This is a genomic window from Pedobacter vanadiisoli, from assembly GCF_042684385.1.
In the GTDB taxonomy this organism is placed as follows: domain Bacteria; phylum Bacteroidota; class Bacteroidia; order Sphingobacteriales; family Sphingobacteriaceae; genus Pedobacter; species Pedobacter vanadiisoli.
In genome coordinates, this window is the sequence record NZ_JBHULL010000009.1 from 148,489 (window position 1) to 170,818 (window position 22,330).

Genomic DNA, 22,330 nt, shown 5'->3' on the forward strand with positions numbered 1-22,330 from the left:
AAATGTTGCATGTAAAAAACAACTAATATTTTAGTTTAAAAGTAGGCTGATTAGGCTGTATTTGCAAATAGCCACAGAAAAATTACAATCTTAAAAGCAAAAAAGCCTCCATTGCTTTGCAAGGAGGCCAATTGAAAAGATGATTAATTTAGTGTAAATCGTTGTAATTAATAATTTTTATTGCTGGGTTCTTGGCCAGTATTTCTTCCATCCATTTGCGGTGCGAGGCGCCAACACCCACAATAACCCTTTTGGCGTTTTTCGCTTTTGCCTGCTCAACGATGTTTTTGCACATGCCCTCATTTCTTAACGTCCATTGGGCAATCATTGCTTTTACCGATTCGGTAGGAAAGCCTGCATAACCATAAAAATGAGGACCACCATAAAAGTTCCAGGCTTCATCCAGCACACCGTATTTCACCGTGTTCATGCCCGCATACGGATCGGCATTAAAAACTTTCGATTCTTCTTCACCATAACTCCAATAGCTTTCTATAGCTTTAACTGTTGCTGCTTCAGCCGAAATGCTGTCGGCCTTAGCTTTATTGATCATGACTTTGTACAAAGAATCGGTTTTAGCCCAGGCTTCGCTCCATGGTTTATCATAAGTTTGGCAATCCATTTTATAAATCTGATTCTGGCCCAATTGATAAATGAGCGGGAAATAGATTTTGCTGTATTCGCTTCCTGGGCGGTATAAGCCTGCTTTTTTTAAAGAATCTATGCTACCAAACATTTTTGTATATTCAAGCTGTTCTTCTTTACCAAAACTGTTTTTCATATAATTTTGGAGAATAAAAATCTGATATTCAGCATTTGCCCTGTCCCAGTTTTTGGCATAATTAACGGCTAAATTCATACGGGTTTTATGGTAGTAAGCAAAAGATTCAAGTGCTTTCCGATCTTTTTTAATCTGAGCAGTAATGTTTTTGGGCTTTTCCGGATTTAGTTTTTCGATGTAATCGTGACCTTTTTTAAAAACTTTTACGGCCCAATTGCTTTCTTCAAGTTTAGCATAATCGGCCTCAGGTAAATATTCACCAAAAACCATATCAGGTTTAAAGTTTTTCAGCTTATCAATAATCTCCTGGAAGTTTAGTGCAGATTTAGAATTATCGTGGGCAGAGCCTACTATAACAATTTCGATCTGATTTTGGGCATTTGATTTAAACGCGATTGCGGTTAATAATAAAAATGCAAGGCTAAGTTTTTGTATGGTTTTCATCTTTGTTCGTTTTGTTGATTCAAAGATGAACAGATGCATTTGTAAGCTATATTTAATTATCCCAAAGCCTCAATATATTATCCCAATTGGGTAAAAAAGGAATTTGGGTGTTAATACCTTAGAACTAAACGTTGGGATAGCGGTTTAAGCTTTTTGTCCCGTATGTAAGGCTTATTCCATTAGTTTTTGGTTAAAACCAACTATCAGTTTAAAGAGATCATTATATTTAGTGAGGGGTAGGGTTTCGGGTTTATCAAATATATCGTGATAGGCTGAAGGACCGCCCTGGGTGTAGATAAAAAACGCAGGAACCCCTTTCTCGGTAAAGAAATAATGATCGCTATTGGCTGCTTTACCCCTCGGATTAATTTTGGAAATGTAGTGATGTTCGTTGTTTACAGCATTGAGCTGTGCAAAGGCTTTTGGGTAAACAGGTGCGTTAACCACAGTCATTCCGGCTTCACCTGTTCCAACCAGATCGAGGTTAAGGAGGAATTTAATGTTACCTAAGGGAACCAACGGGTTTTCTACAAAATACCCAGACCCCAAAAGGCCCGACTCTTCTGCTGCAAAACAAATAAAGCCAATGGAATAGGGCTGAGGGTGGATCGCATAATATTTGGCTAAACTTAACAGGGTAGCCACGCCGGCAGCATTATCATTTGCACCGGGGAAAAAGGTATTGGCACCCATTCCGCCCAGATGATCGTAATGCGCGGTAATGATTAAAAGTGAATCAGGGTATTTAGTTCCTTTAACCAGGCCGCAAATATTGGCAGCCTGGAAATCGGGGATAAATTTGTTTTCGATATCAACGCTGATTTCTTTTGGAATAGCTGTGAAATATTTCTTGTTAACCTGGATATTGGTTACTCCTCCCACTTCTGTAGCTGCCGACCAGGTAAGTTTGTCTTTTAATGAAATGATTAATGAAGGCGTAGCCTGGTAATTAAGGCTGTCAATCGGTGTTAAACTGGCTTTTTGCTTAATGCCAGGGCTTTCGCTATTAACGATAAAATCTTTACCTGGCACGAGTTCCTGTCCATTAATAGCGACCATCATTTTTCCCGGGAAGGTATTTACAGGGAAAGAAAAATATTGCTGATAGTGAGTGCCCATTGGCAATAAGCCGGTTTTTTGATAGGTATGGGCAATATAATCGGCGGCTTTTTTCATACCCTCTTTGGCATATCCCCTGCCCCAGAATGTTTTTGAGGTTAGGGTGTTTATTACAGTCCGCACATAGGCAGAATCCTGTGCAAAACTGTTTACGGTACAAAACAGGAAAATGAAGAAACTGAATTTTTTCATGCCGGAATTTAGTAAAATAAAACCGAGGAAAAGGTGATCGTTAGCCTGAATTTATTCCAGGGATCTGATAGATGCTGAAATGAATGCTGCATGACGATAATTGAAAATAAAAATGGTTGATGGATTAACGGCTCCTGCTATTAATCCATCAACCATTAGATATAATTATTCTTATTATTTTACCAGGTAAGGCTGTAAAGCTGTTTTAATTTTTTCTTTGTTCTGCGCTGTTGTCCATTTTTCTTTGATAGATTGATCGCCTAAACTAAAAAGCGTTTCGTAAAGCAATTTACCATTTGCCATCGTTTGTACTTTGAAGGTGTTCTGAGATCCGATAATATCTGCCCAAACGCCTCGCACATCAGCCCAGTAAGATTTTTGATTTGCCCACCATTTTTGCGCATTGGCAAAATTTTTAGGATCTATTTTGGTAAATTCCTCATAACCTTTTTCAACAGCAAGCAATTTATCGCCACTGGCCGAGCGTACAATTTTTTTATTGTCCTGCTCAAACATCCAGCCATCTTTGGTAATGGTAATTCTGCTGCCGCGGTTTAATACATTATAATCTTTACGCACGGTAGATTCTCGCCTTGGTAGTGGCGAATCGGTTTCGCTCTGCCATGCATCATGAGCGCCAACATGGCTCCAGGTGCCATAACCCTGGTAACGCGGACTATCATCTACCTGATACACTTTTTGTGTCCATTTACCTTTTACATCTGCTGGTGTTAAATGGCCTTTTTTCCATGCATTACCTTCAGTATAAAGCATAATATCGGTATCTTCATAAGTCCAGTCCTGGCGCCAGTGTTTAATTACCGTTGTATCATTTATGGCCAGCATATGCTGAATCACAATTCTTTTAGGCTCATCAACAATAATTTCGGCCCATTCATTGCCATGGCTTTCGTAAGGTTTACTGAATTTGTAATTCGGATCGGGTGCGGTTACTTCACCGTAATTGAAATTCACTTCATAGAAACCCGCTAAAGATTTAATGGCCTTTCTGTCTTTTTCCAATTTTTCTTCCGGAGTATCTACTTTTGTTTGTGCGCTGGTATTAAGGGTAATTAAGCCGGTTAATACCAAAATTAGGTTCAAAAATTTCATTTTTATTATTAATTAGGGGGTGGTTAATTTTCCGCAATGGCGGGATTTTTCTTCTTTTTCTTTTTGCCCCACCAGATAATAAATCCGGTAATGGGTAAACTTGCTGCAATTAAACTGGCAAAAAATGCCATTATTTTTCCGGGTAGGCCTAAAATAGCCCCAACATGGATATCATAGTTCATCCCGATAAGTGCTTCACCCGCATTTTTATCGCTTTGGTTTTTACGGGCGAGCAATTTGCCTGTGTATTGATCGAGTAGCAGGACATCGAAATTCCAATAGGTTTCTTCGCCCTTATAGCCGGTTGCATAAATGGTTGCTGTACCACCTTCGGCTGGCGACATCCCGATGCGGTCTGCATCTTTAAAGGTTTTTTGCGCGGTTTCGAAAGCCACATCAAAAGGAATGGCTTCAATGGTTTTGGTCGAATCTGATTTTGCCGGTATTTCTTTGGGTGGTTTAGTGCTGCCTGATGCCACTACATACACCGTTTTTTGGAACCATTGGAAGGCCCACACGAGGCCTGTTAGTGCCAGCATCAGGCAAATGACCATCACATAAAAACCCAATACGTTGTGCATATCATAATTGATGCGTTTAAATTTGGCCTTCCATTTAATTTTAAAACTTTTATCGAAGTTTGATTTTTTGAGGTTCTTAGGCCACCACATTACCATACCCGAGATTAAAAGAAAAACAAAAATGATGGTGCTCCAACCGATAATCTGCTGCCCGATGGGGTGGTTAATGAGAAAACTCCAGTGCAGCATTTTAATGATGCCGAAGAATTCGTATTTATTATCGGAAACTAATGTAACTTTTCCCGTATAAGGATTGATGAGCACAAGATCGTAATAATCTATAGAATCGAAGTACCAAAATGCTTTAGGATTACCAGGTTTATAAGTGTTAAACTCCCATGCCCGGTCGGCTTGGGCATAGCTCGAAATGAAAGTAACTTTTTTCTTTCCGCCCAGGGCTTTTTCGGCAGTCGATTTTAATATGCTTAAAGGAACTGTTTTTTTATCTGCCGGTACCTCAACAAAAAACTCTTTTCTATGTATAAACTCGGTGATTTCTTTCTGAAAGGCAAAAATACAACCAGTAATGCCCAGGTGAAAAACCACAAGGCCAGATGTTATACCCAGCCACAAGTGCAGCCAATCGCTGATTCTTCTTATCTGCGATTTCTTAGTCTTTTTCTGTAGAGGTTTTGTTGGCGACATTAAGCTTTTAATAATGAACCGACAGGCAGTTTTGGCTCCCGGTTGGCTGAAAAGTTTAGAGTTAATCCGGTTTATTTAACTTCGGTAGTATAGGTTACCAAATGCCAGGTTTTATCGTAATCCTGCCCGTTCAGTTTGCCCGGTGTTTTATCTTCGGCAAAAGCCTCCAGAAAATAATTTCCTTTTGCAACCGGGTTAAAGGTAAATTTACCATTTACATCAGTTTCGGCAGGCTGGCCTTTTTTATCAGGACCAACAAGGGTTAATTTCTGGTTTGCAAAAGGGGTTTTGTTGTAAATAACTTCATGAACAGCAGTTTCACCAACTTTTAAAGCGTGTTTATCGGGCCTGATGGTTAAAGCCGCATCGGCGGGAAATAGCTTATTTATTTTTAAGGTGCCAACAGCAACATCAGCAAAAGCATAATATTCAATTTTTGCTTTTTCGTAAACAGTAGCCACCTCGTGTACAACAGAAAGTTTATAAGTTCCGTCCTGATCGGGTGTAAAACGGGCTTTATAAAAAAGTACATCCGGCGAAGTTGTTAAAATTGTTGTGGTACCATTGGGAGCCGTTAAAACCAATTTGAAATCTTTCAGGTTGCTGAACCACTTGGCTGCAGTATCTGGCGCATTGCTTTCGTATTCTCCAAAAAAAACTTTTACGTCCTGTGTTTGTCCTTTTTTGCCTGTTGCCGGGGTTTCTATCCATAAAGCATGTGCAAAGACATTCGTGATGCCCAAGGCGAGAAATAATGCCAATAATGAGATTTTAGTTTTCATGTTTTCGGTTTTTTAACCGGGAGCAGCTGATCTGACCCAGGTGCTCCCGGTTGATTTTATTAAAATTTATAAGTCAAGCTGCCGGTAAAGGTTCTTAAATCCTGTGGATTCATGGTACTATAACCAGTCCAGTATTTTTGGTTGGTAAAGTTGTCTACTTTAGCACCGATCCTAAACCTTGGGTGATCATAGAATACCGATGCGTTAAAAACTTCGTAAGCTGGCAATATAAACACACCCTGACTTACGCTGTTTACAATTTTGTTATCGCTGGCATAGTTACCACCGGCACCTAAACCAAAGCCTCTTAATGAACCTGTCGCAAACTTATAACTGATCCATAAGTTTGCTGAGTATGGCGAAGCCGAATAAGCGTCACGTCTCCCTTCAACATCAGGAGAAGCATTTTGGAGACGGTTATCGTTATAAGCAAAACCCGCAATAATGTTTAAACCATTTAAAGGGTTGGCTACAATTTCTGCTTCAATACCCTTGCTGATTTTGTTACCATCCTGGATCTGTGCATTTGGATTTAACGGATCTCCGTTATAACCCCTTACAATATCTTTAACTTTGATGTAGTAATAAGATACCGATCCGGTTAGTTTGCCGTCAAACAGGTTACTTTTAACTCCACCTTCTATCTGATTAGCTTGCTCTGGCTTAAATGAATCGCCTTTATAATCTATACCATTAATGTTATTAAAACCGTTTTGGTAATTAGCAAATAGCGATAACTGATCTTTAATTGGCTGGAATACCAGGCCAAATTTAGGAGAGAAAACCGTTTGTTTGTAAGCCCCTTTTGGAGCTGAACCTGCACGATCAGAATTACCTTTATTATCAAACCTGTCTACCCTTAATGCTGCTAAGGCAATTAATCTGTCAGTTAAATTAATTACATCTGAGGCATAAGCACTATAAGTATTTGATTTAAAATTTAAGGGATAATTAAATACAGTATTTGGATCGCTAGCATTTGCAGCATAAAAAGCTGCTAAATTATGTTCGGTAAAATTATTATAGTTTGCTCCGTTTCCATTTTTATTGGTTACATCAAATGAATTAATTGAGTAAAATAACTGATCTGAATTTTGGCGTAAATAATCCAAACCTAACACAATCCTGTTTTTGATTGATCCTAAATTAAAAGTACCGTTAAAATTCTGTTGAATTTCGTAGTTGTAAAGCTTGCTGTTATCTGTCGACTGGTCTGCCCTTGAAATGAAGTCGGCACCTGGCGCAGCAGTTGGATTGCCTAGCGGTGGATAGTTATTTGGAACCAGGAACAGGTAAGTTCCGCGGCCATTAGAAAAACTATAACTAGATGAAAAGCTGGTGTGCGATGACCAGTTTTCGTTAAATTTATAATTCGCCTGGCCAAAGAAATTTGTACTGTTGTATTTTTGCTTCATTGCATCTCCGGTAAACGATTTATCGTAAGGTATGCCAGACTGATCAGCCCGGTCAAAACCAAGGTCTTTTACCGGAAAATAGAAGAAAACAAATGGTTTTAAGGTGTTTTTACCATTAGAAATTTCCGCATCAAAGGTAAAATCCAACTTATCGTTTACCTTATAGGCTAAACTCGGTGCAACAAAGAAACCCCTGTCGAATACATTTTGCTGGAAAGAGCCTTTGTAATTATAAGAAGCATTTAAACGTGCATAAATGTGATTATTTTTATCAACCGGGAAATTAAAATCGGTGCTTACCCTGTTTACATCATAGCTACCTGCCGAATAGGTTACCTCCCCACCTAAACCTTCGAAAGGCTTTTTGGTGATGCGGTTAATTAAACCTCCATAAGAAGTTAAAGTACTTCCGAATAAAGTTGCCGACGGACCTTTAATTACTTCAACGCTTTCTATGTTCGCCGCATCGTTGCGACTGGTTATATTACCTACGATCCCGTTTCTGAGTTTTGATTGAACAATAAAACCCCTTGATGCATAATATGCACCGCCATCGCCTCCACGACCGGTTGATTCCCACATTTTTTGGATACCCACCGCGTTACGCGTTGCGTCATCAACGGAGAATATCAATTGATCGTTAAAAGTTTCTTTCGTAATGGTGGTGTAAACCTGCGGATTTTCTAAATTGGTTATCGGCATTTTAGATACATAATCACTCTTTTGGGCACCGTATTTATTGGCTTTACCTTTATTAATATTGACCTCGCTGAGCTGATTGGAATTCTGGCTGATGACAAAATCGATTGTTTTGTTCTCACCTGTAGTGATTATGATTGATTTTTCTATACTCTGAATACCAACACCCGATGCACGTATGATATAAGAACCCGGTTTAACACGATGAATTTCGAAAAAACCTTTATCGTTGGTTATGTTTCCCAAACCTTTCCCTTTTAAACCTATAGAGATATAAGCTGCCGGTTTACCATCTGAGGTGGTTACCTTACCGCTAATTGTGGAAAATTGTTGTGCAAAAGAGAGCAAGCTGAAAAAAGTTAAAAGAAAAGTTAAACCGGAAAGTTTGATTTTAAACATGCTAATATTTATTTGGATTAATTCTAAAGAGACGCAAAATAACGATAGAAAAATGGATTATCCAAATTATTTTGAATTATTCTAAATAGGCGGGATGGGCATTTCTTTAATTAGGACCATATTAATGTCCTAAAAGATTAGTTTAACGTTTTAGAAGCTTCTTTTCTTAGATTTTTAAGCTGTTTTTTATAAAAATCTTCCAGTTGACTGATTAACTGAATTTATTCCAAAAAATAAAAGCAAATGTGATTTATTTAGCTTAAATGTGCCATTCGGATCAATATAGGCATATTTTAAGCTGTAAAAGGCGGGTATTAAAGAATTAAATGTTAATTAATGTTAATTTTTTAGGTTAAAATATGGTTTTATTTAGCTAAAAAGTAATTAAATGTCAAGTAAAAAAGTTGATACTTTAGTCGGAAATCAAACCTAACTAACTAATCATCAATGGAAAAAAATTCTACAAGACATGCCTATGTGAAATTTTTAACGGCCACATTATTTTATCTGCTCATCCCCTGGCTGGCTTTTGCCCAGAAAACAATCAGGGGAACAGTTTTAGATCCTTCTAATAAACCTTTACCGGGTGTTTCGATTATTGAAAAAGGCACCAAAAATGGTACAGCTACCAATGCCGATGGAAAGTTCAGCCTAACGGTTCAGAAAGACGGTGCAGTTATTGTGGCCAGAATAGTGGGCTATCGTTCAGCAGAGAAAACGGTTTCAGCAAGCGGTACAGTAAACTTTTCTTTGGAAGAGGATAACAATACCCTGAATGAAGTGGTTACTATCGGTTATCAAAAAATTACCAGGAAGAAAACTACAGCTGCAATTTCCAGTATTTCATCTAAAGAGCTGGCTAATTTGCCATCCGCAAGTTTTGATCAATTGCTACAAGGTAGGGTATCGGGTGTAAACGTTCAGAATTTCACTGGTCAGCCCGGAGCAGCGCCTACTGTGTCTGTAAGGGGTAATTCATTAGTAAGCAGGGGCTACGATGAATTTAATGTAATAAACTCGCCCCTTTATGTAGTTGATGGTGTTCCGCAACCAACCGAAACCTATGTCGGATCAGGTGTAGGAACAGGTCAGAATTATTTAGCTGGCATAAATCCAACAGATATCGAATCTATAGATGTATTGAAAGATGCGTCTGCAGCAGCTATCTATGGATCCCGTGCAGCTAATGGGGTTATCTTGATAACGACGAAAAAGGGGCTTAGCGGCGAGCCCCGGGTTTCAATCAATACCTATGCAGGTTTAACCCAAAGACCAAAGTTGAGAGATGTGACACTTGGAACTACCGAGAGAAGACAGAAGATGGATATTTTGCAAAGGCAACTGTCTTATAATGACCTGAAACAGCTTCCTTACATCTTGACTGATAGTTTAAATCCCGCTTATAATGGTAATACAGACTGGCAAGATCTTTTTTATCAATCTGGAAAAATTACTAACGGCGATTTAAGTGTGAGTGGTGGTGGCGCGAATGGAATGGTATACAGGTTTAGTGGAGGCTACTATGATGAACAAGGTATTATTAAAGCCACTGGTTTCAAAAGGTATTCAGGTAGATTAAATCTGACAACCAGAGCCATGAAAGAGAAATTAATGATTAACCCCATCATTGCCTACTCAAGATCGGATTTTTCAAGAGGTAATGGGAATGGTAGCAGTCCTATTAATTTAGGGGCTGGCAATATGCCTTCATCGTTATTAAATCTGGATGAAGATAAAAAGGCCCTTTTATTAGGTGCCTATGATGAGAGTTTGGATAAAAACATCAGTAATCAGCTTACGTTAAATTTAAATTTAAGTTATGAGTTTAATAAACACCTAATGTTTACTTCTCAGTCCTCTTATTTATTAAATACTGCCAGGAGGGATTATAGTAGGACGAGTATATTGAACAATGGTCAGGGAAATTCATCATCCAGCTACGCTGATAATGGTACCAATGCACTAACGTCTAACTTTTTATCTTATAACAATCAGTTTGGTAAACATTCTGTGAGTGTTATTGCTGGGCAGGACATTCAGTATAACCAGTTCCAGAATACATCTGCTTCAGGTTACGGAGGTCCGTCAGATAACATTCAGGTAGTTAATGGGTTTCAGCAATCAAGAATTTCAGCTGGTTCCGACTATCAGGCTTATGGACTCCTTTCGTATTACGGACGTTTGGCTTATGATTTCAATGGTAAGTATTTGCTTTCGGCAAGCGCCAGGGCAGACGGTTCATCAAGATTTGGTAAAAACAATAAGTGGGGATATTTCCCGTCAGCGTCTGTTGGTTGGCTAATTTCAGAAGAAAATTTTATAAAAAATTGGGTAAATAATCCATTTACGCTAATCAAATTGAGGGCAAGTTTAGGAACATCAGGAAGTTTACCTAATAATAATTATTTACAATACAATTTGTATTCCGTAAATAATGGTGGGTTTAATGGAAATGGCGGGGCGACATCTTACAATGGTACAACTGCTATTACACCGAATTTAAGTGATGGTGCGGCGCAAAGTAACCTTAGCTGGGAAAAATCCCTTCAATGGAATATTGGTACCGATATGGAGATTAAAAATGGTAAGTACGCACTATCATTTGATGTATATAACAAAGAGTCTTCTTTACAGTTATTTAGCGTAAACCTTCCATTAACAACGGGGTACGATAGGGCTTTAACGAATTCTATAGGCGTCCGAAATTCAGGTGCGGAGTTAACAGTTTCTGCTACTCCGATTGAAGGAAACTTCAAATGGTTTACAAGGGTTAACGCCTCGTATAATAAAAACCAAATTATGAATTTACCCAATGGTGGGAGAGACCTTATTTTAAGTGGAGACAGATTTGATAAATCTCACATCCTTTCAGTTGGGAGTCCAATAAATGCATTTTATCTTTATAGGACAAATGGCGTATTTTCGAGAACAAGCGATATACCTGTTAACCCTTTTACTGGAGAGTTATATAGGAATAGTAATGGTACATACCAAGCAGGTCAATTTTATCTAGCTGATCTTGACGGAGATGGTTTCATTGATATTTTTAATGATGGTATCAATCCGGACAAAGCACCAATTGGCGACCCCAATCCAAAAATTACCGGAGGCTGGACCAATGACTTCAGTTATAAGAATTTTTCATTGAATATATTTTGCACCTTCACTTTTGATAGAGATGTATTAAATTTATTTGAATCAGATCGTTTTTCTAACTCAACAGATGGAGACCCAATAAATAGATTTGCCGCATTTTCAACTCCGGATTTAAGCAAAATAAACATTTGGAGAAACCCCGGAGATCAGGCAGAATATGCTAAATATGATTTGGGAAGTTATCGTTACTATTATACCGGTGCCCAAACATTCTTCCTGGAAAAAGGTGGTTATTTCAGAATCAGAAGTATAAATTTTGGTTACAATTTTCCGGCTAAAACGCTTAAAAAATTGGGTTTAAATAAATTAAAGCTTTTTGCAATCGCAGATAATGTTTATATGTTCCAGCAGTCTAAACGCCTTCCCGATGCTGAAAACGTAAATCCATACGGGGAATATAATGGCGCGGGATATCCTATCCCAAGAAAATATACACTTGGTTTGGAAATTCAATTTTAATTTTAATACTATGAGACAGCACTTAAAAACTTTAAGCATATTAAGTTTAGTTATATTAATAACTCCACTTATTTCTTGTAAAAAAATATTGGAGCAGGAGCCCAAAAACTCTACTTACCTAGAAAAATTTTGGAAATCAGCGAGCGATGCAAGAAGTGCCTTAGCTGGAAATTATGCATTGCTCCGTAATGCTTGTACAGATAAGGAGAACCGTTACTATTTGTATGGAGATGCCATTGCCAAAAATTATTTTACCATTCAGTATACTGGGGATGGGCTTGAAGGCATACAAAATGGTGATTTTACGTTTCAATATAACTTAAACTCACTGGCTAATTACACGCTATACTATAAAACGATTGCGATGTCTAACATCGTTATTGCTAATGTAAGCAAGATGACTAATGCCCAATTGAAAGATACAGATGATCCGACAGCGTTTAAAAACAATATCATGGGTCAGGCAATGTTTATCCGTGCTTTAAGCTATTTTATGATGGTAAGGGTTTGGGGCGATGTTCCTTTGGTGACTACAGCTTATGACGATCCAATCACTGCACCACAGCTTCCTAGAAGTTCGAGAGCAGATGTGATGAAGCAAATTGAGACAGATTGCAGAAACGCCATCAATTTATTGACCTGGAATTATATTAACATTGGCGATGCAAAAGTAACCGCCAATAAAGGGTCAGCATATGCATTATTGGCCCACCTATATCTATGGAGGGCTACGATGTCTGATGTTAGCCAAGATACGCCAAATTTAACTGACGTAAATAATGCAGATACTACAATTACTACTTTAATACAAAAGGGAGGATATAGCCAAACGGATACTGCAAATTATAAATCAACTTTTGTAGGCCGTTCTAGTGACGGAATATTCGAAATCAACATGAGTGAGAATACATTAGAAGGTTCTAATTCCAGTATCGGTACGAGATTCCTTAGCGGTGCGTATATCAATACATATTCTAATAATCCAAGATTTTATGTTGTCCCACGTTATCTGTCAGATCAGTTTGGATCAAATTCTAAAGATATTCGCTTTACTAAAAATTTTGATCTTTCAAATCCTGAAAGACCAATTTGCACAAAATATAGCAATGTAATTTATAGAAACCCCGGACAGAAATTAGATGCTTACTTGAGTAATAACATGATTATTTTCCGTTTAAGTGACATGAAGTTGCTGAAAGCTGAAATTGCATTATATAAAAATGATGCAGCCACCGCGACTACTATCATTAATGAATTCAGAACAAGGAATAATCCCAATCCTACACTTGTACCAAACGGACTTTCTGTAAGTAGGGTAATGGATGAGTATATTAAGGAAAGAAGTAAGGAGATGTATCTTGAAGGGCACCTGTTCTTTGATCTTTTACGTACCAGACGCTATGGTAATGTTGTGGATTGGCTTACGGAAACCAGGTTTAGGAGAGAAGGGTTTTATTGGCCAGTGGATCCTGCACTATTCAGGGAAAATCCGAATCTTAAACAAACAACCTATTGGTTAGGAAAAGTTTAACTATTAGCAATTAAATCATGAAAAAATATATTATAGCTGTAATAGCGATTGTAACTGCCGCATTTACATCCTGCAAAAAGGATAGCTACAAAAATGATGGGGGCGTTAGTAATGCCTTTGTCAATATGACAACATATGACTATCTGAAATCTAATCCAAAGTTTGATTCCTTAGTTAAGGTTATTGACCGGGCAGGTTTAAAAGATGCTGTTAATGGAAATATAACATTCTTTGTTACGACAAATTACGGAATCGTAGACTACGTTGCGGCGAAGAAGAATCAACAGGCCATAAAAATTGGTAAGGAAAACTTTGATTTTGGGATTAAAGACATTCCTTCTCAGGAATTGAGCGATTCCTTGAAAACGTACATGTTTGCAGGTAAAATTAACCGTGATCAAATGACAGTTACCGGTAAACTTTATGATAGTATGCTTGGTTCAATTCCTAACGTACAGTATCTGATTAAGTTGAGAAGGACTTTTGATTTTAACGCGTATGTCAGTAATGTAGATTATGTAACCTATACCAAAGTGATAGGTACCAGGGATGACCGTGAGCCAAATCAGGATGCTATTCCGGATAATCAAAAAGATAAGGCTGTTGATTGCCAGACTTCGGGGATTATTACTACAACTGGAATCGTGCATGTGCTCAACGGAAATCATAGGTTGTTTTTTAATGCCCAGTCGTTAGGTAACTAAGACTGTCCGTGAAAAACAATATGTTAAACCTCAACAATGTATAATTATGAAAACAAAATATATTATAGGTTTTTTTGCATTGCTAAGCATGGCAGCATGTAAAAAAATACAACAAGGCTTTCAAAGTGATGCTATTCGATATAAGGATAATAATATCTATGCTAAAAGAGGCTTGATTTTATATCAATCTGATAGGATAAATGCCGATGGTTCTACACCGCCATATACATTTAAATTGCTAAATCTTCGACGCGAGGATGGTTCTCCTGCTCCTGCTCAATTTAATACTGAGTATGAAATTACTACGTTTAAACCAGGGATGTCATTTGATGCCACTACAGATACCACTGTAGCATTGCTGAACAAAAAAAGAGAAACTGTTAAGCGACTGCCTATGTACTTTAATGAAACCAGTGGGCAGCTTACTTTTAATAAGGCTTCGGCGAATTTACCCTTAGGTAAATACTACTTTGATGTAGAAATGACAAATGTGACAGGTACAAAATTATTTCCTAAGTTGGCTACAATAAATGTGGTAGACCCTGAATTGGAAGATCTTTTTGTAGTAACTGATAATGTTGCTAATGGATTTAATGATGTAACCGGGGCTGTAACAGCAATGCGTAACCCAACCATTACCTGTACCAAGATATCAAATTCAGGTGCACGTGCAATTTTGAAAATGGTTGATAAGAACGGACGTACATTCAATCCAAAAGCCGGCGAAATCATTCAAAGAGGAGATCGTCCGGTTTTTGAAAACTATGCCAAGTTTAACCCGGTTATCAAAACGGATACTGCAATGATTTGCGATTTTGAAGTGGCGCCATTTCCGTTAACAAAGTATGTAACGCCTACAACCGATTGGGGATTCCTAATGTATTACAGAATACCTAGTCAATATGTTACTATTGATAATTTTCCATCTTCACCTGGTTTCTCTGTAAACCCAAGATGGTCATGGCAACTTAAGTTAGAAGGTACTTATGTTATTCAAATTAAATTTAATGATGTAACCAAAAAATAATATCAAGAAATACAACAAAAAAGGCAATTTTCATATCGAAAATTGCCTTTTTTGTTGATACGACAATTAAAAAAATCCTGTTATTTGATTAAAACAGCTTGTAAACTCAATGGGCGTTCCGTATCATTTGCAGGTGTTACCAAACCACCACAAATAATATCATAATGATAACCTGCTGTAAAGCTGGTGCTGCCTATTGTAGCTTTAACTGTTCCAGATGAAGTTTCTTTTGCATCAAGCGAATAGGTTCCGGCATCTACAGTGATAAAGCCACTTGCGCTCTTGTAGGCTTTATTGCTGATTAAGGCAGTGGTTGCACTGGTTTTTGCCAGGTCGAGGGCAGGAGCATCCGGCGATAGGTTGATGAAACGGATGTAAGCTTTATCTGTTGATGGAGTAGAGAGATCATCGCCAGCCGTGAAAATATCCAATGCTCCGGGTTTGTTAATCAGGTAAGCAGAATAGTAATTCTTTGCACTTAAAGCAACAGTTTTGGTTAATACGCTCTCTGTACTGCTGGCGGTAGTAAATTTTAAACTATAAGAACCTGCTGTATAAGAGGTGTAAGAAGTAGACCCGCCAAATGGCAGAGCCGCCGAATTAACCATCGTGCCATTAAAATAAGCATTATAAGTTGCCAGGGAGGGCGAAGTATTAATTACCCTGATATAAGATATATTGGGATCGACAGTTTCGGCCTTTTTGCAAGAAGTAAGTGCCGTAAAAGTAAATAAGACAAATAAGGAAAGGGCTCTAAAATGACTTGGAGTAGAATTCTTCATGGTGTTTTAAAATTTGATTTAATATTAAGAAACATCAATAAAACGACGGCTCAGCAGTATTCGCTACAGCACTACAAATATTGCGCTTTAATCAGCATTTTAGTATGTTAAAAGTTGTTAAGCAGATGTTAAAATTTGGTGCTCTTTTTTAACAAGGTTAATGCTGGCCAGAGAGATTATGATAAAATTAATTATAAGCCAAATAATTCTTAGCCGGAGTATGCCCCCCAGACCCTGATTAAGTCAGATTAATCTAAAAAAAACAAAAGCTTAACATAAAAAAATCACGATATTATTGTGTAACTCGATTTTTATTTAAACCTTTGCACCTCAATAGAGTTAAAGCCGTTTGAATACGCAAGAAATGATTAAACAAATTTTATATAAACTTTCAGTTTCCCCGACACAAACAGTGTGTGGGAAAGGTTTGTTTATTAATCATTGTCAACCCGTATTTTATTCTCCCATAAGCCGGCAAAATTTCACTCCACGTATTTAGTACCTATACTAAACGTAACGAGGAATTGATCCTCTCTAAAAACCCAATTAACAAGAATACTTATAATTTTTCGTTAGAAAACGAATGGATATTAACGAATTTATAGTGCAGGTTGCACTTCCTGAACATCGTGTATTTGCCGAAGAAATTGTAACCGAGATGGCCGAGTCTGCTAAAGCACGCGGTACCGGTATAGCCAAGCGTTCGCCGGAGTATGTTGCAGGCAAAATGATCGAAGGTAAAGCTGTAATTGCTTTCCACAAGGATGGTACCTGGGCTGGCTTCTGCTATATCGAAACCTGGAGCCACGGGCAGTTTGTAGCCAATTCTGGATTAATCGTTTCCCCTAAATTTAGGAAGGCCGGTTTGGCACATGCCATTAAACAGAAAGTTTTCGAACTTTCCAGAAGCTTGTACCCAAAGGCAAAGATTTTTGGCTTAACCACCGGTTTGGCCGTAATGAAAATCAATTCCGATCTGGGATATGAACCGGTTACCTATTCTGAACTTACACAGGATGAAGAATTTTGGAAAGGCTGCCAAAGCTGTGTAAACTTCGAGATATTGAAAATGAAGGAACGTAAAAACTGCATGTGTACGGCCATGCTTTACGATCCGGCTACGCAAAAGCACGATGCCGCTAAGAAGTTTGCCGAAGAACTACAGAAAAAACCCAAATTATACGAGCGCTTTATGCGCATTAAACAGCGCTTGGTTGTTAAACCTAAGCCAAAAACCGGATTAAAAGCCCTTTTATTTTTATTTACCTTTTTATTTAAGTAGCATGAAAAAAGTTGTTTTAGCATTTAGCGGAGGCTTAGATACCTCATTTTGTTGTATTTACCTGGCAAAAGACCGTGGGCTGGAAGTTCACTCGGTGATTGTAAACACAGGTGGTTTCTCTGATGAGGAATTACAGGAAATTGAGAAAAGGGCTTATGCTTTAGGCGTTAAATCGCATGCTGTAGTAGATGAAACTGAAGGTTATTATGATGACTGTATTAAGTACCTGATTTTTGGCAATGTACTTAAAAATGCCACCTATCCGTTATCGGTAAGTGCCGAACGTGTAAGTCAGGCAACTGCGATTGCCAACTATGTTAAAAAAATCGGTGCTGATTATGTGGCCCATGGCAGTACCGGTGCAGGTAACGATCAGGTACGTTTCGATATGATCTTCAACATCCTGATCCCTGGAGTTGAGATTATTACCCCGATCAGGGATTTAAAATTATCACGCGAAGCGGAAATAGAATATTTGGCTCAACATGGAGTGGAATATAGTGCCGAAAAAGCAAGATATTCTATCAATAAAGGGCTATGGGGAACTTCGGTAGGAGGAAAAGAAACTTTAACCTCTCATGAAACCTTGCCAGAAAGTGCCTGGCCAACACAGGTTTCGGAAACCGGATCGCGTAGGTTAGAACTGACTTTCGTGAAAGGCGAACTGGTAGCTATTGACGGTGAAACATTAGCTCCGGTTAGGGCAATCCAAAAATTACAGGCCATTGCACAACCTTTCGGTATTGGAAGAGATATCCATGTGGGAGATACCATTATCGGCATTAAAGGCCGCGTTGGTTTCGAAGCTGCCGGACCGATTATCATTATTAAAGCGCACCATACTTTAGAAAAACATACCTTAACCAAATGGCAGTTGAGCTGGAAAGAGCAGTTATCATCTTTCTATGGTAACTGGTTGCACGAAGGGCAATTCCACGATCCGATTATGCGGAATATTGAAGCATTTTTAGCCGACACGCAAAAATTTGTGAGTGGTAAAGTATTTGTAGAACTGTTGCCATATCGTTTCCAGATTATCGGAATTGAATCAGACCACGATTTAATGAGCAATAAATTTGGTAGCTATGGCGAAATGAATAACGCCTGGACCGGCGAAGATGTTAAAGGTTTCTCTAAAATATTCGGTAACCAGGTAATGATCTGGCACAAAGTGAATAGTGAGGTTGAAAGCTAAAAGGCGTAATCTTGATACTTGATTCTTAATACTAAAATGAATAAAATCCTGTCAAAAGAAAGTTGTTTAAACCATTATAAATGGGGTGATAACTGTGATGGATGGAATTTTGTGAGCAAGCCTGATGCGGCCATTAAACAGGAGTTAATGCCATCTCAAACTGCCGAGAAATTACATTTTCATACCTATGCAGAGCAGTTTTTCTTCATCTTGAAGGGGCAGGCAACCTTTTTAATTGAAGGAGAAAAGTTCATGGTTGAGGCCAACGAAGGTTTACAGATTAAAGCTGGCGATAAACATAAAATTATGAATGACGGCGTTGGTGATTTGGAATTTATTCTTTTCTCTTATCCATCAACCCAAAACGACAGAACGGATTGTGAATAATATAGCGATAAAACAAATAGGATTAAATGAGGCTCATCTTGTGATCGGTCTGTTTAACCAATATCGCATGTTTTACAACCAGTTTTCAGATATCGGAATGGCTAAAGCTTTCATCGATGAACGTTTACAGCATAACGAATCCATTATATTTTTAGCCATAGATCAGGATACGGAGCAAGCAGTGGGTTTTGCCCAGTTATATCCTAAGTACTCATCGTTAAGGCTGAATAAAAACTGGATACTGAACGATTTATATGTTCTTGAAGATTACCGCAAACAGGGGATCGGCAGCGAATTGATTAAAACCACCCTTGATTTTGCCAGAGCCAAGAGATCTACATTTGTACAATTGGAAACCGCTGTCGACAATTTTACTGCACAGCAGCTGTACGAAGGTATCGGTTTTGTAAAGCAGCAAAATGAGGAAGATTTTTTTCTTTATAAAATAGCACTAAACTCATAGAGATGAATAAAATTAAAGCAGGCATAATTGGTGGTGCAGGTTACACAGGAGGCGAAATGTTACGCATCCTTGTTAATCACCCAAATGTTGAAATTGCTTTCGTAAACAGCACCAGTAATGCCGGAAACCTGATTTCTGATGTGCATACTGATTTGATCGGCGATACAGATTTAAAATTTGTAAGCAGCATTCAGCAGGATATTGATGTATTGTTTTTATGCGTTGGCCATGGCGATGCGAGAAAATTTTTAACCGTAAACCCGATCAACGAAAATATTAAAATTATCGATTTATCACAGGATTTTAGGCTGCATCAGAAGTCGACATTCGAAAACCGTGAATTTGTTTACGGATTGCCTGAACTGAACCGCAATAAAATTAAAACGGCTAAAAATATTGCTAATCCTGGTTGTTTCGCAACTTGTATCCAGTTAGGGTTATTGCCTTTGGCTGAAAAGGGACTGATCCGGAAAGAAGTTCACATCAATGCAACTACCGGTTCAACTGGTGCCGGACAAAGCTTGGCTGCCACCTCGCACTTCAGCTGGAGGAACAACAATCTTTCTATCTATAAGGCATTTCAGCATCAGCACCTGAACGAAATTAGTGAAAGCTTATTGCAGTTGCAGCCTTCACTTTCGGAGGTGTTAAACTTTGTGCCACAGCGGGGAGCTTTTACCCGGGGAATTTTGGCCGCAATGTACCTGGAAACGGATTTAACCTTGGAAGAAGCACAAGATATTTACGAAGAATATTATAGTGCCCATCCTTTTACGCATGTTAGTCAGAAAAACATAGATTTAAAACAGGTGGTAAATACCAATAAAGCATTAATTCATATAGAAAAACATGGCCGTAAATTATTTATCATCAGCATTATCGATAACCTTTTAAAGGGGGCCAGCGGACAAGCAGTTCAGAACATGAACTTAATGTTCGGTCTGGAGGAAACCGCGGGGCTTAGATTGAAGGCAGCTAATTTCTAGGCTGAAGGCTGGAAGGTTGAAGGTAAAAAGGTCTGGATTCAGATCTGAAAATTTTAAAATATATGAGAGATTATCAAAAACTAGATGTTTGGAAAAAGGCTCACTTGTTTACTTTACAGGTTTATAAGGAAATCTTATCTGTCATGCCTATTGAAGAAAAATTTGCTTTAACCCAACAAATTCGGCGGGCCACCTATTCAATTCCTTTGAATATTGTAGAAGGAAGCGGCAAGAATACAGATAAAGATTTTGTCCACTATCTTGATAATGCACTTGGTTCTACAAAAGAAGTAGAATATGCTTTTATTCTCATCCGCGATTTACGTTATATCAATTTAGAAGCTTACGAGACTGTAAATAAAAGTATTAATGAAATTAAAGCGATGTTAATCGCATTTATTAAATTTTTGAGAGGCAGTGGAAAAGGTTAGGCTACATAAACCTTCAACCTTCAAACCCTCAACCTTCAAACCTTATTAAAAAATGAACTTATTCGACGTTTACCCACTTAACGATATAGAAATAACCAAAGCAGCAGGCAGCAATGTTTGGGATGCTAACGAACAACAATATTTGGATTTATATGGCGGACATGCTGTGATTTCAATAGGTCATACCCATCCGCATTATGTAAGCCGTTTAACCAATCAGCTAAACAAGGTTGGTTTTTATTCCAATTCGGTGAAGATTCCTTTACAGGTTCAGCTTGCCGAAAAATTGGGAGAAGTTTCTGGCAAAAAAGATTTTCAACTTTTTTTATGTAACTCTGGTGCCGAAGCAAACGAAAATGCCTTAAAACTGGCCTCTTTCTATAATGGAAGAAAAAAAGTAATCGCTTTTACCGGTGCTTTCCACGGACGTACCTCCTTAGCCGTGGCTGTAACCGATAACCCTAAAATCGTAGCTCCTGTTAACCAGACCGAAAATGTAATCTTTTTGCCTTTTAATAATGAAATTGCTTTAGAGGAAACTTTTAAGGCACAGGGCAATGATATTTCGGCAGTAATTATGGAAGGTATACAAGGTGTTGGTGGCATTAAAGAGGCTTCAAAAAGTTTCTTACAAAAGATCCGTGCGCTTTGTGACGAATATAATGCCGTTTACATTGCAGATAGCGTGCAATGCGGCTACGGACGCACAGGCTCGTTCTATTCGCATGATTATGCTGGCGTAGAAGCAGATATATATACCATGGCAAAAGGAATGGGTAATGGATTTCCCGTGGCCGGGATTTCTATTGCGCCTAAATTTAAACCTTGGCATGGCGAGTTAGGCACCACTTTCGGGGGTAACCACCTGGCATGTGCTGCGGCTTTAGCGGTTTTGGAAGTGATAGAAAAAGATAACCTTATTAAAAATGCTGAAGAAGTAGGTAATTACCTGATTGCAGAACTTAAAAAATTTGAGCAGGTAGTAGAAGTGCGCGGTCGTGGATTAATGATCGGAATTGAATTGCCTTCTGAACTGGCACATGTTAAAAAAGAGCTACTGTTTACGCACCATATTTTTACCGGAGAAGCAAAACCAAATGTAATCCGTTTATTGCCTGCATTAAATTTGACGAAAGCACATGCTGATGAGTTTTTGGAGGCATTTGGTCGCGCGCTTAAAGCTTAAAGACTAAAGCTGAAAGCATGAATAACTGACAAGTAGTGTACTTTAGTATTTATGTTTTTTGCTCTGGTTTATAATAAATAAAAACTAGATTAGTAGTATCCCTATTTTCGAATAGAAAGGCTTTGGTCTTTCTAATTTAAATTTAAGCTAAATAAAAATGAGAGACTACCAAAAACTGGATGTTTGGAAAAAGTCACATTTAATGGTGTTATTTGTTTATTCAGATATACTACCAATGTTTCCAGCATCTGAAAAATATGATTTATATAGTCAGGTTAAGCGAGCAGCTTACTCGGTGCCGCTAAATATTGTTGAGGGAGCAGGTCGGAACTCGGAACAAGATTTTGCACGGTTTTTAGATATAGCACTAGGATCTTGTCATGAAGTTGAATATGCCTGTTTACTTGCTAACGATTTGAGGTACTTAAACGAAGACAAGTATCTGGAAATAAATAATAAAATAAATGAAGTTAAGGCAATGCTTATAGGCTTGCTGAAACGGTTAAGACGATAAATTGTTTAGGGTTTAGATGATGCAGCCTGTTTAAAACTTTGCAGGGGCTTTAGTCTT

Annotated in this window: 19 protein-coding genes; 12 read left to right on the forward strand and 7 right to left on the reverse strand. The window is 38.1% G+C overall.

The window, feature by feature from the left end; translation table 11 throughout:
- Nucleotides 1-148: 148 nt before the first annotated feature.
- The 6 genes from ACFSR6_RS11845 to ACFSR6_RS11870 all read right to left on the reverse strand — a co-directional run bounded on the left by ACFSR6_RS11845 (nt 149) and on the right by ACFSR6_RS11870 (nt 8,170).
- Nucleotides 149-1,225 (reverse strand): DUF5694 domain-containing protein, encoded by a 1,077-nt coding sequence (locus ACFSR6_RS11845; protein WP_379079026.1) that lies wholly within the window; start codon nt 1,223-1,225, stop codon nt 149-151.
- Nucleotides 1,226-1,396: 171 nt separating this feature from the next.
- Nucleotides 1,397-2,536, reverse strand: coding sequence for a M28 family metallopeptidase (locus tag ACFSR6_RS11850; RefSeq protein ID WP_379079029.1), 1,140 nt, complete (start codon nt 2,534-2,536; stop codon nt 1,397-1,399).
- Between the two features lie 174 nt (nt 2,537-2,710).
- Nucleotides 2,711-3,649, reverse strand: coding sequence for a DUF6607 family protein (locus ACFSR6_RS11855; protein WP_379079031.1), 939 nt, complete (start codon nt 3,647-3,649; stop codon nt 2,711-2,713).
- 23 nt (nt 3,650-3,672) lie between these two features.
- Entirely contained in the window at nt 3,673-4,875 is a 1,203-nt protein-coding gene (locus tag ACFSR6_RS11860) for a PepSY-associated TM helix domain-containing protein (protein ID WP_379079034.1), read from the reverse strand.
- A gap of 71 nt (nt 4,876-4,946) precedes the next feature.
- On the reverse strand, nt 4,947-5,657 hold the full coding sequence (locus ACFSR6_RS11865; protein WP_379079036.1) for a DUF4198 domain-containing protein: 711 nt from the start codon (nt 5,655-5,657) through the stop codon (nt 4,947-4,949).
- A gap of 59 nt (nt 5,658-5,716) precedes the next feature.
- Complete coding sequence (locus ACFSR6_RS11870) at nt 5,717-8,170, reverse strand: TonB-dependent receptor domain-containing protein (protein WP_379079038.1); 2,454 nt, start codon at nt 8,168-8,170, stop codon at nt 5,717-5,719.
- A gap of 447 nt (nt 8,171-8,617) precedes the next feature.
- On the opposite strand from ACFSR6_RS11870, the gene ACFSR6_RS11875 reads away from it, so the two are divergent.
- From ACFSR6_RS11875 to ACFSR6_RS11890, 4 genes are read left to right on the forward strand one after another with little or no spacing between them, the layout of a single operon-like run.
- Complete coding sequence (locus tag ACFSR6_RS11875) at nt 8,618-11,785, forward strand: SusC/RagA family TonB-linked outer membrane protein (protein ID WP_379079041.1); 3,168 nt, start codon at nt 8,618-8,620, stop codon at nt 11,783-11,785.
- Nucleotides 11,786-11,795: 10 nt separating this feature from the next.
- Nucleotides 11,796-13,316 (forward strand): RagB/SusD family nutrient uptake outer membrane protein, encoded by a 1,521-nt coding sequence (locus ACFSR6_RS11880; protein WP_379079043.1) that lies wholly within the window; start codon nt 11,796-11,798, stop codon nt 13,314-13,316.
- 17 nt (nt 13,317-13,333) lie between these two features.
- A complete protein-coding gene (locus tag ACFSR6_RS11885; RefSeq protein WP_379079045.1) occupies nt 13,334-14,020 on the forward strand; it encodes a hypothetical protein in 687 nt (228 codons plus the stop codon).
- A gap of 46 nt (nt 14,021-14,066) precedes the next feature.
- Nucleotides 14,067-15,047 carry a hypothetical protein gene (locus ACFSR6_RS11890; protein ID WP_379079048.1) on the forward strand — a complete coding sequence of 327 codons (981 nt, stop codon included), beginning with the start codon at nt 14,067-14,069 and terminating at the stop codon, nt 15,045-15,047.
- A gap of 80 nt (nt 15,048-15,127) precedes the next feature.
- On the opposite strand, the gene ACFSR6_RS11895 is transcribed toward ACFSR6_RS11890, so the two are convergent.
- Nucleotides 15,128-15,829, reverse strand: a complete 702-nt coding sequence (locus tag ACFSR6_RS11895) for a DUF4397 domain-containing protein (protein WP_379079051.1) — start codon at nt 15,827-15,829, stop codon at nt 15,128-15,130.
- A gap of 583 nt (nt 15,830-16,412) precedes the next feature.
- Between ACFSR6_RS11895 and ACFSR6_RS11900 the strand changes: the two genes are divergently transcribed.
- The 8 genes from ACFSR6_RS11900 (at nt 16,413) to ACFSR6_RS11935 (ending at nt 22,273) form a co-directional block, all read left to right on the forward strand.
- Complete coding sequence (locus ACFSR6_RS11900; protein WP_379079054.1) at nt 16,413-17,111, forward strand: GNAT family N-acetyltransferase; 699 nt, start codon at nt 16,413-16,415, stop codon at nt 17,109-17,111.
- A 1-nt stretch (nt 17,112) separates the two neighbouring features.
- Complete coding sequence (locus tag ACFSR6_RS11905) at nt 17,113-18,306, forward strand: argininosuccinate synthase (RefSeq protein WP_379079056.1); 1,194 nt, start codon at nt 17,113-17,115, stop codon at nt 18,304-18,306.
- Between the two features lie 36 nt (nt 18,307-18,342).
- Nucleotides 18,343-18,693 carry a cupin domain-containing protein gene (locus tag ACFSR6_RS11910; protein WP_379079059.1) on the forward strand — a complete coding sequence of 117 codons (351 nt, stop codon included), beginning with the start codon at nt 18,343-18,345 and terminating at the stop codon, nt 18,691-18,693.
- A 67-nt stretch (nt 18,694-18,760) separates the two neighbouring features.
- The gene (locus tag ACFSR6_RS11915; protein ID WP_379079063.1) at nt 18,761-19,156 is read left to right on the forward strand and encodes a GNAT family N-acetyltransferase; all 396 of its coding nucleotides are present in this window, start codon (nt 18,761-18,763) and stop codon (nt 19,154-19,156) included.
- Nucleotides 19,157-19,158: 2 nt separating this feature from the next.
- Nucleotides 19,159-20,142, forward strand: a complete 984-nt coding sequence (gene argC / locus ACFSR6_RS11920) for an N-acetyl-gamma-glutamyl-phosphate reductase (RefSeq protein ID WP_379079065.1) — start codon at nt 19,159-19,161, stop codon at nt 20,140-20,142.
- A gap of 62 nt (nt 20,143-20,204) precedes the next feature.
- Entirely contained in the window at nt 20,205-20,573 is a 369-nt protein-coding gene (locus ACFSR6_RS11925; protein WP_379079067.1) for a four helix bundle protein, read from the forward strand.
- Between the two features lie 52 nt (nt 20,574-20,625).
- The gene (locus tag ACFSR6_RS11930) at nt 20,626-21,759 is read left to right on the forward strand and encodes an aspartate aminotransferase family protein (protein ID WP_379079069.1); all 1,134 of its coding nucleotides are present in this window, start codon (nt 20,626-20,628) and stop codon (nt 21,757-21,759) included.
- 157 nt (nt 21,760-21,916) lie between these two features.
- Nucleotides 21,917-22,273 carry a four helix bundle protein gene (locus ACFSR6_RS11935; protein WP_379079072.1) on the forward strand — a complete coding sequence of 119 codons (357 nt, stop codon included), beginning with the start codon at nt 21,917-21,919 and terminating at the stop codon, nt 22,271-22,273.
- Nucleotides 22,274-22,330 lie beyond the last annotated feature (57 nt).

Bases quoted from the DNA above. Each gene is read 5' to 3' on its own strand.
- ACFSR6_RS11845 (WP_379079026.1), bottom strand. From the start codon at position 1,225: ATGAAAACCATACAAAAACTTAGCCTTGCATTTTTATTATTAACCGCA.
- ACFSR6_RS11850 (WP_379079029.1), bottom strand. From the start codon at position 2,536: ATGAAAAAATTCAGTTTCTTCATTTTCCTGTTTTGTACCGTAAACAGT.
- ACFSR6_RS11855 (WP_379079031.1), bottom strand. From the start codon at position 3,649: ATGAAATTTTTGAACCTAATTTTGGTATTAACCGGCTTAATTACCCTT.
- ACFSR6_RS11860 (WP_379079034.1), bottom strand. From the start codon at position 4,875: ATGTCGCCAACAAAACCTCTACAGAAAAAGACTAAGAAATCGCAGATA.
- ACFSR6_RS11865 (WP_379079036.1), bottom strand. From the start codon at position 5,657: ATGAAAACTAAAATCTCATTATTGGCATTATTTCTCGCCTTGGGCATC.
- ACFSR6_RS11870 (WP_379079038.1), bottom strand. From the start codon at position 8,170: ATGTTTAAAATCAAACTTTCCGGTTTAACTTTTCTTTTAACTTTTTTC.
- ACFSR6_RS11875 (WP_379079041.1), top strand. From the start codon at position 8,618: ATGGAAAAAAATTCTACAAGACATGCCTATGTGAAATTTTTAACGGCC.
- ACFSR6_RS11880 (WP_379079043.1), top strand. From the start codon at position 11,796: ATGAGACAGCACTTAAAAACTTTAAGCATATTAAGTTTAGTTATATTA.
- ACFSR6_RS11885 (WP_379079045.1), top strand. From the start codon at position 13,334: ATGAAAAAATATATTATAGCTGTAATAGCGATTGTAACTGCCGCATTT.
- ACFSR6_RS11890 (WP_379079048.1), top strand. From the start codon at position 14,067: ATGAAAACAAAATATATTATAGGTTTTTTTGCATTGCTAAGCATGGCA.
- ACFSR6_RS11895 (WP_379079051.1), bottom strand. From the start codon at position 15,829: ATGAAGAATTCTACTCCAAGTCATTTTAGAGCCCTTTCCTTATTTGTC.
- ACFSR6_RS11900 (WP_379079054.1), top strand. From the start codon at position 16,413: ATGGATATTAACGAATTTATAGTGCAGGTTGCACTTCCTGAACATCGT.
- ACFSR6_RS11905 (WP_379079056.1), top strand. From the start codon at position 17,113: ATGAAAAAAGTTGTTTTAGCATTTAGCGGAGGCTTAGATACCTCATTT.
- ACFSR6_RS11910 (WP_379079059.1), top strand. From the start codon at position 18,343: ATGAATAAAATCCTGTCAAAAGAAAGTTGTTTAAACCATTATAAATGG.
- ACFSR6_RS11915 (WP_379079063.1), top strand. From the start codon at position 18,761: ATGTTTTACAACCAGTTTTCAGATATCGGAATGGCTAAAGCTTTCATC.
- argC (WP_379079065.1), top strand. From the start codon at position 19,159: ATGAATAAAATTAAAGCAGGCATAATTGGTGGTGCAGGTTACACAGGA.
- ACFSR6_RS11925 (WP_379079067.1), top strand. From the start codon at position 20,205: ATGAGAGATTATCAAAAACTAGATGTTTGGAAAAAGGCTCACTTGTTT.
- ACFSR6_RS11930 (WP_379079069.1), top strand. From the start codon at position 20,626: ATGAACTTATTCGACGTTTACCCACTTAACGATATAGAAATAACCAAA.
- ACFSR6_RS11935 (WP_379079072.1), top strand. From the start codon at position 21,917: ATGAGAGACTACCAAAAACTGGATGTTTGGAAAAAGTCACATTTAATG.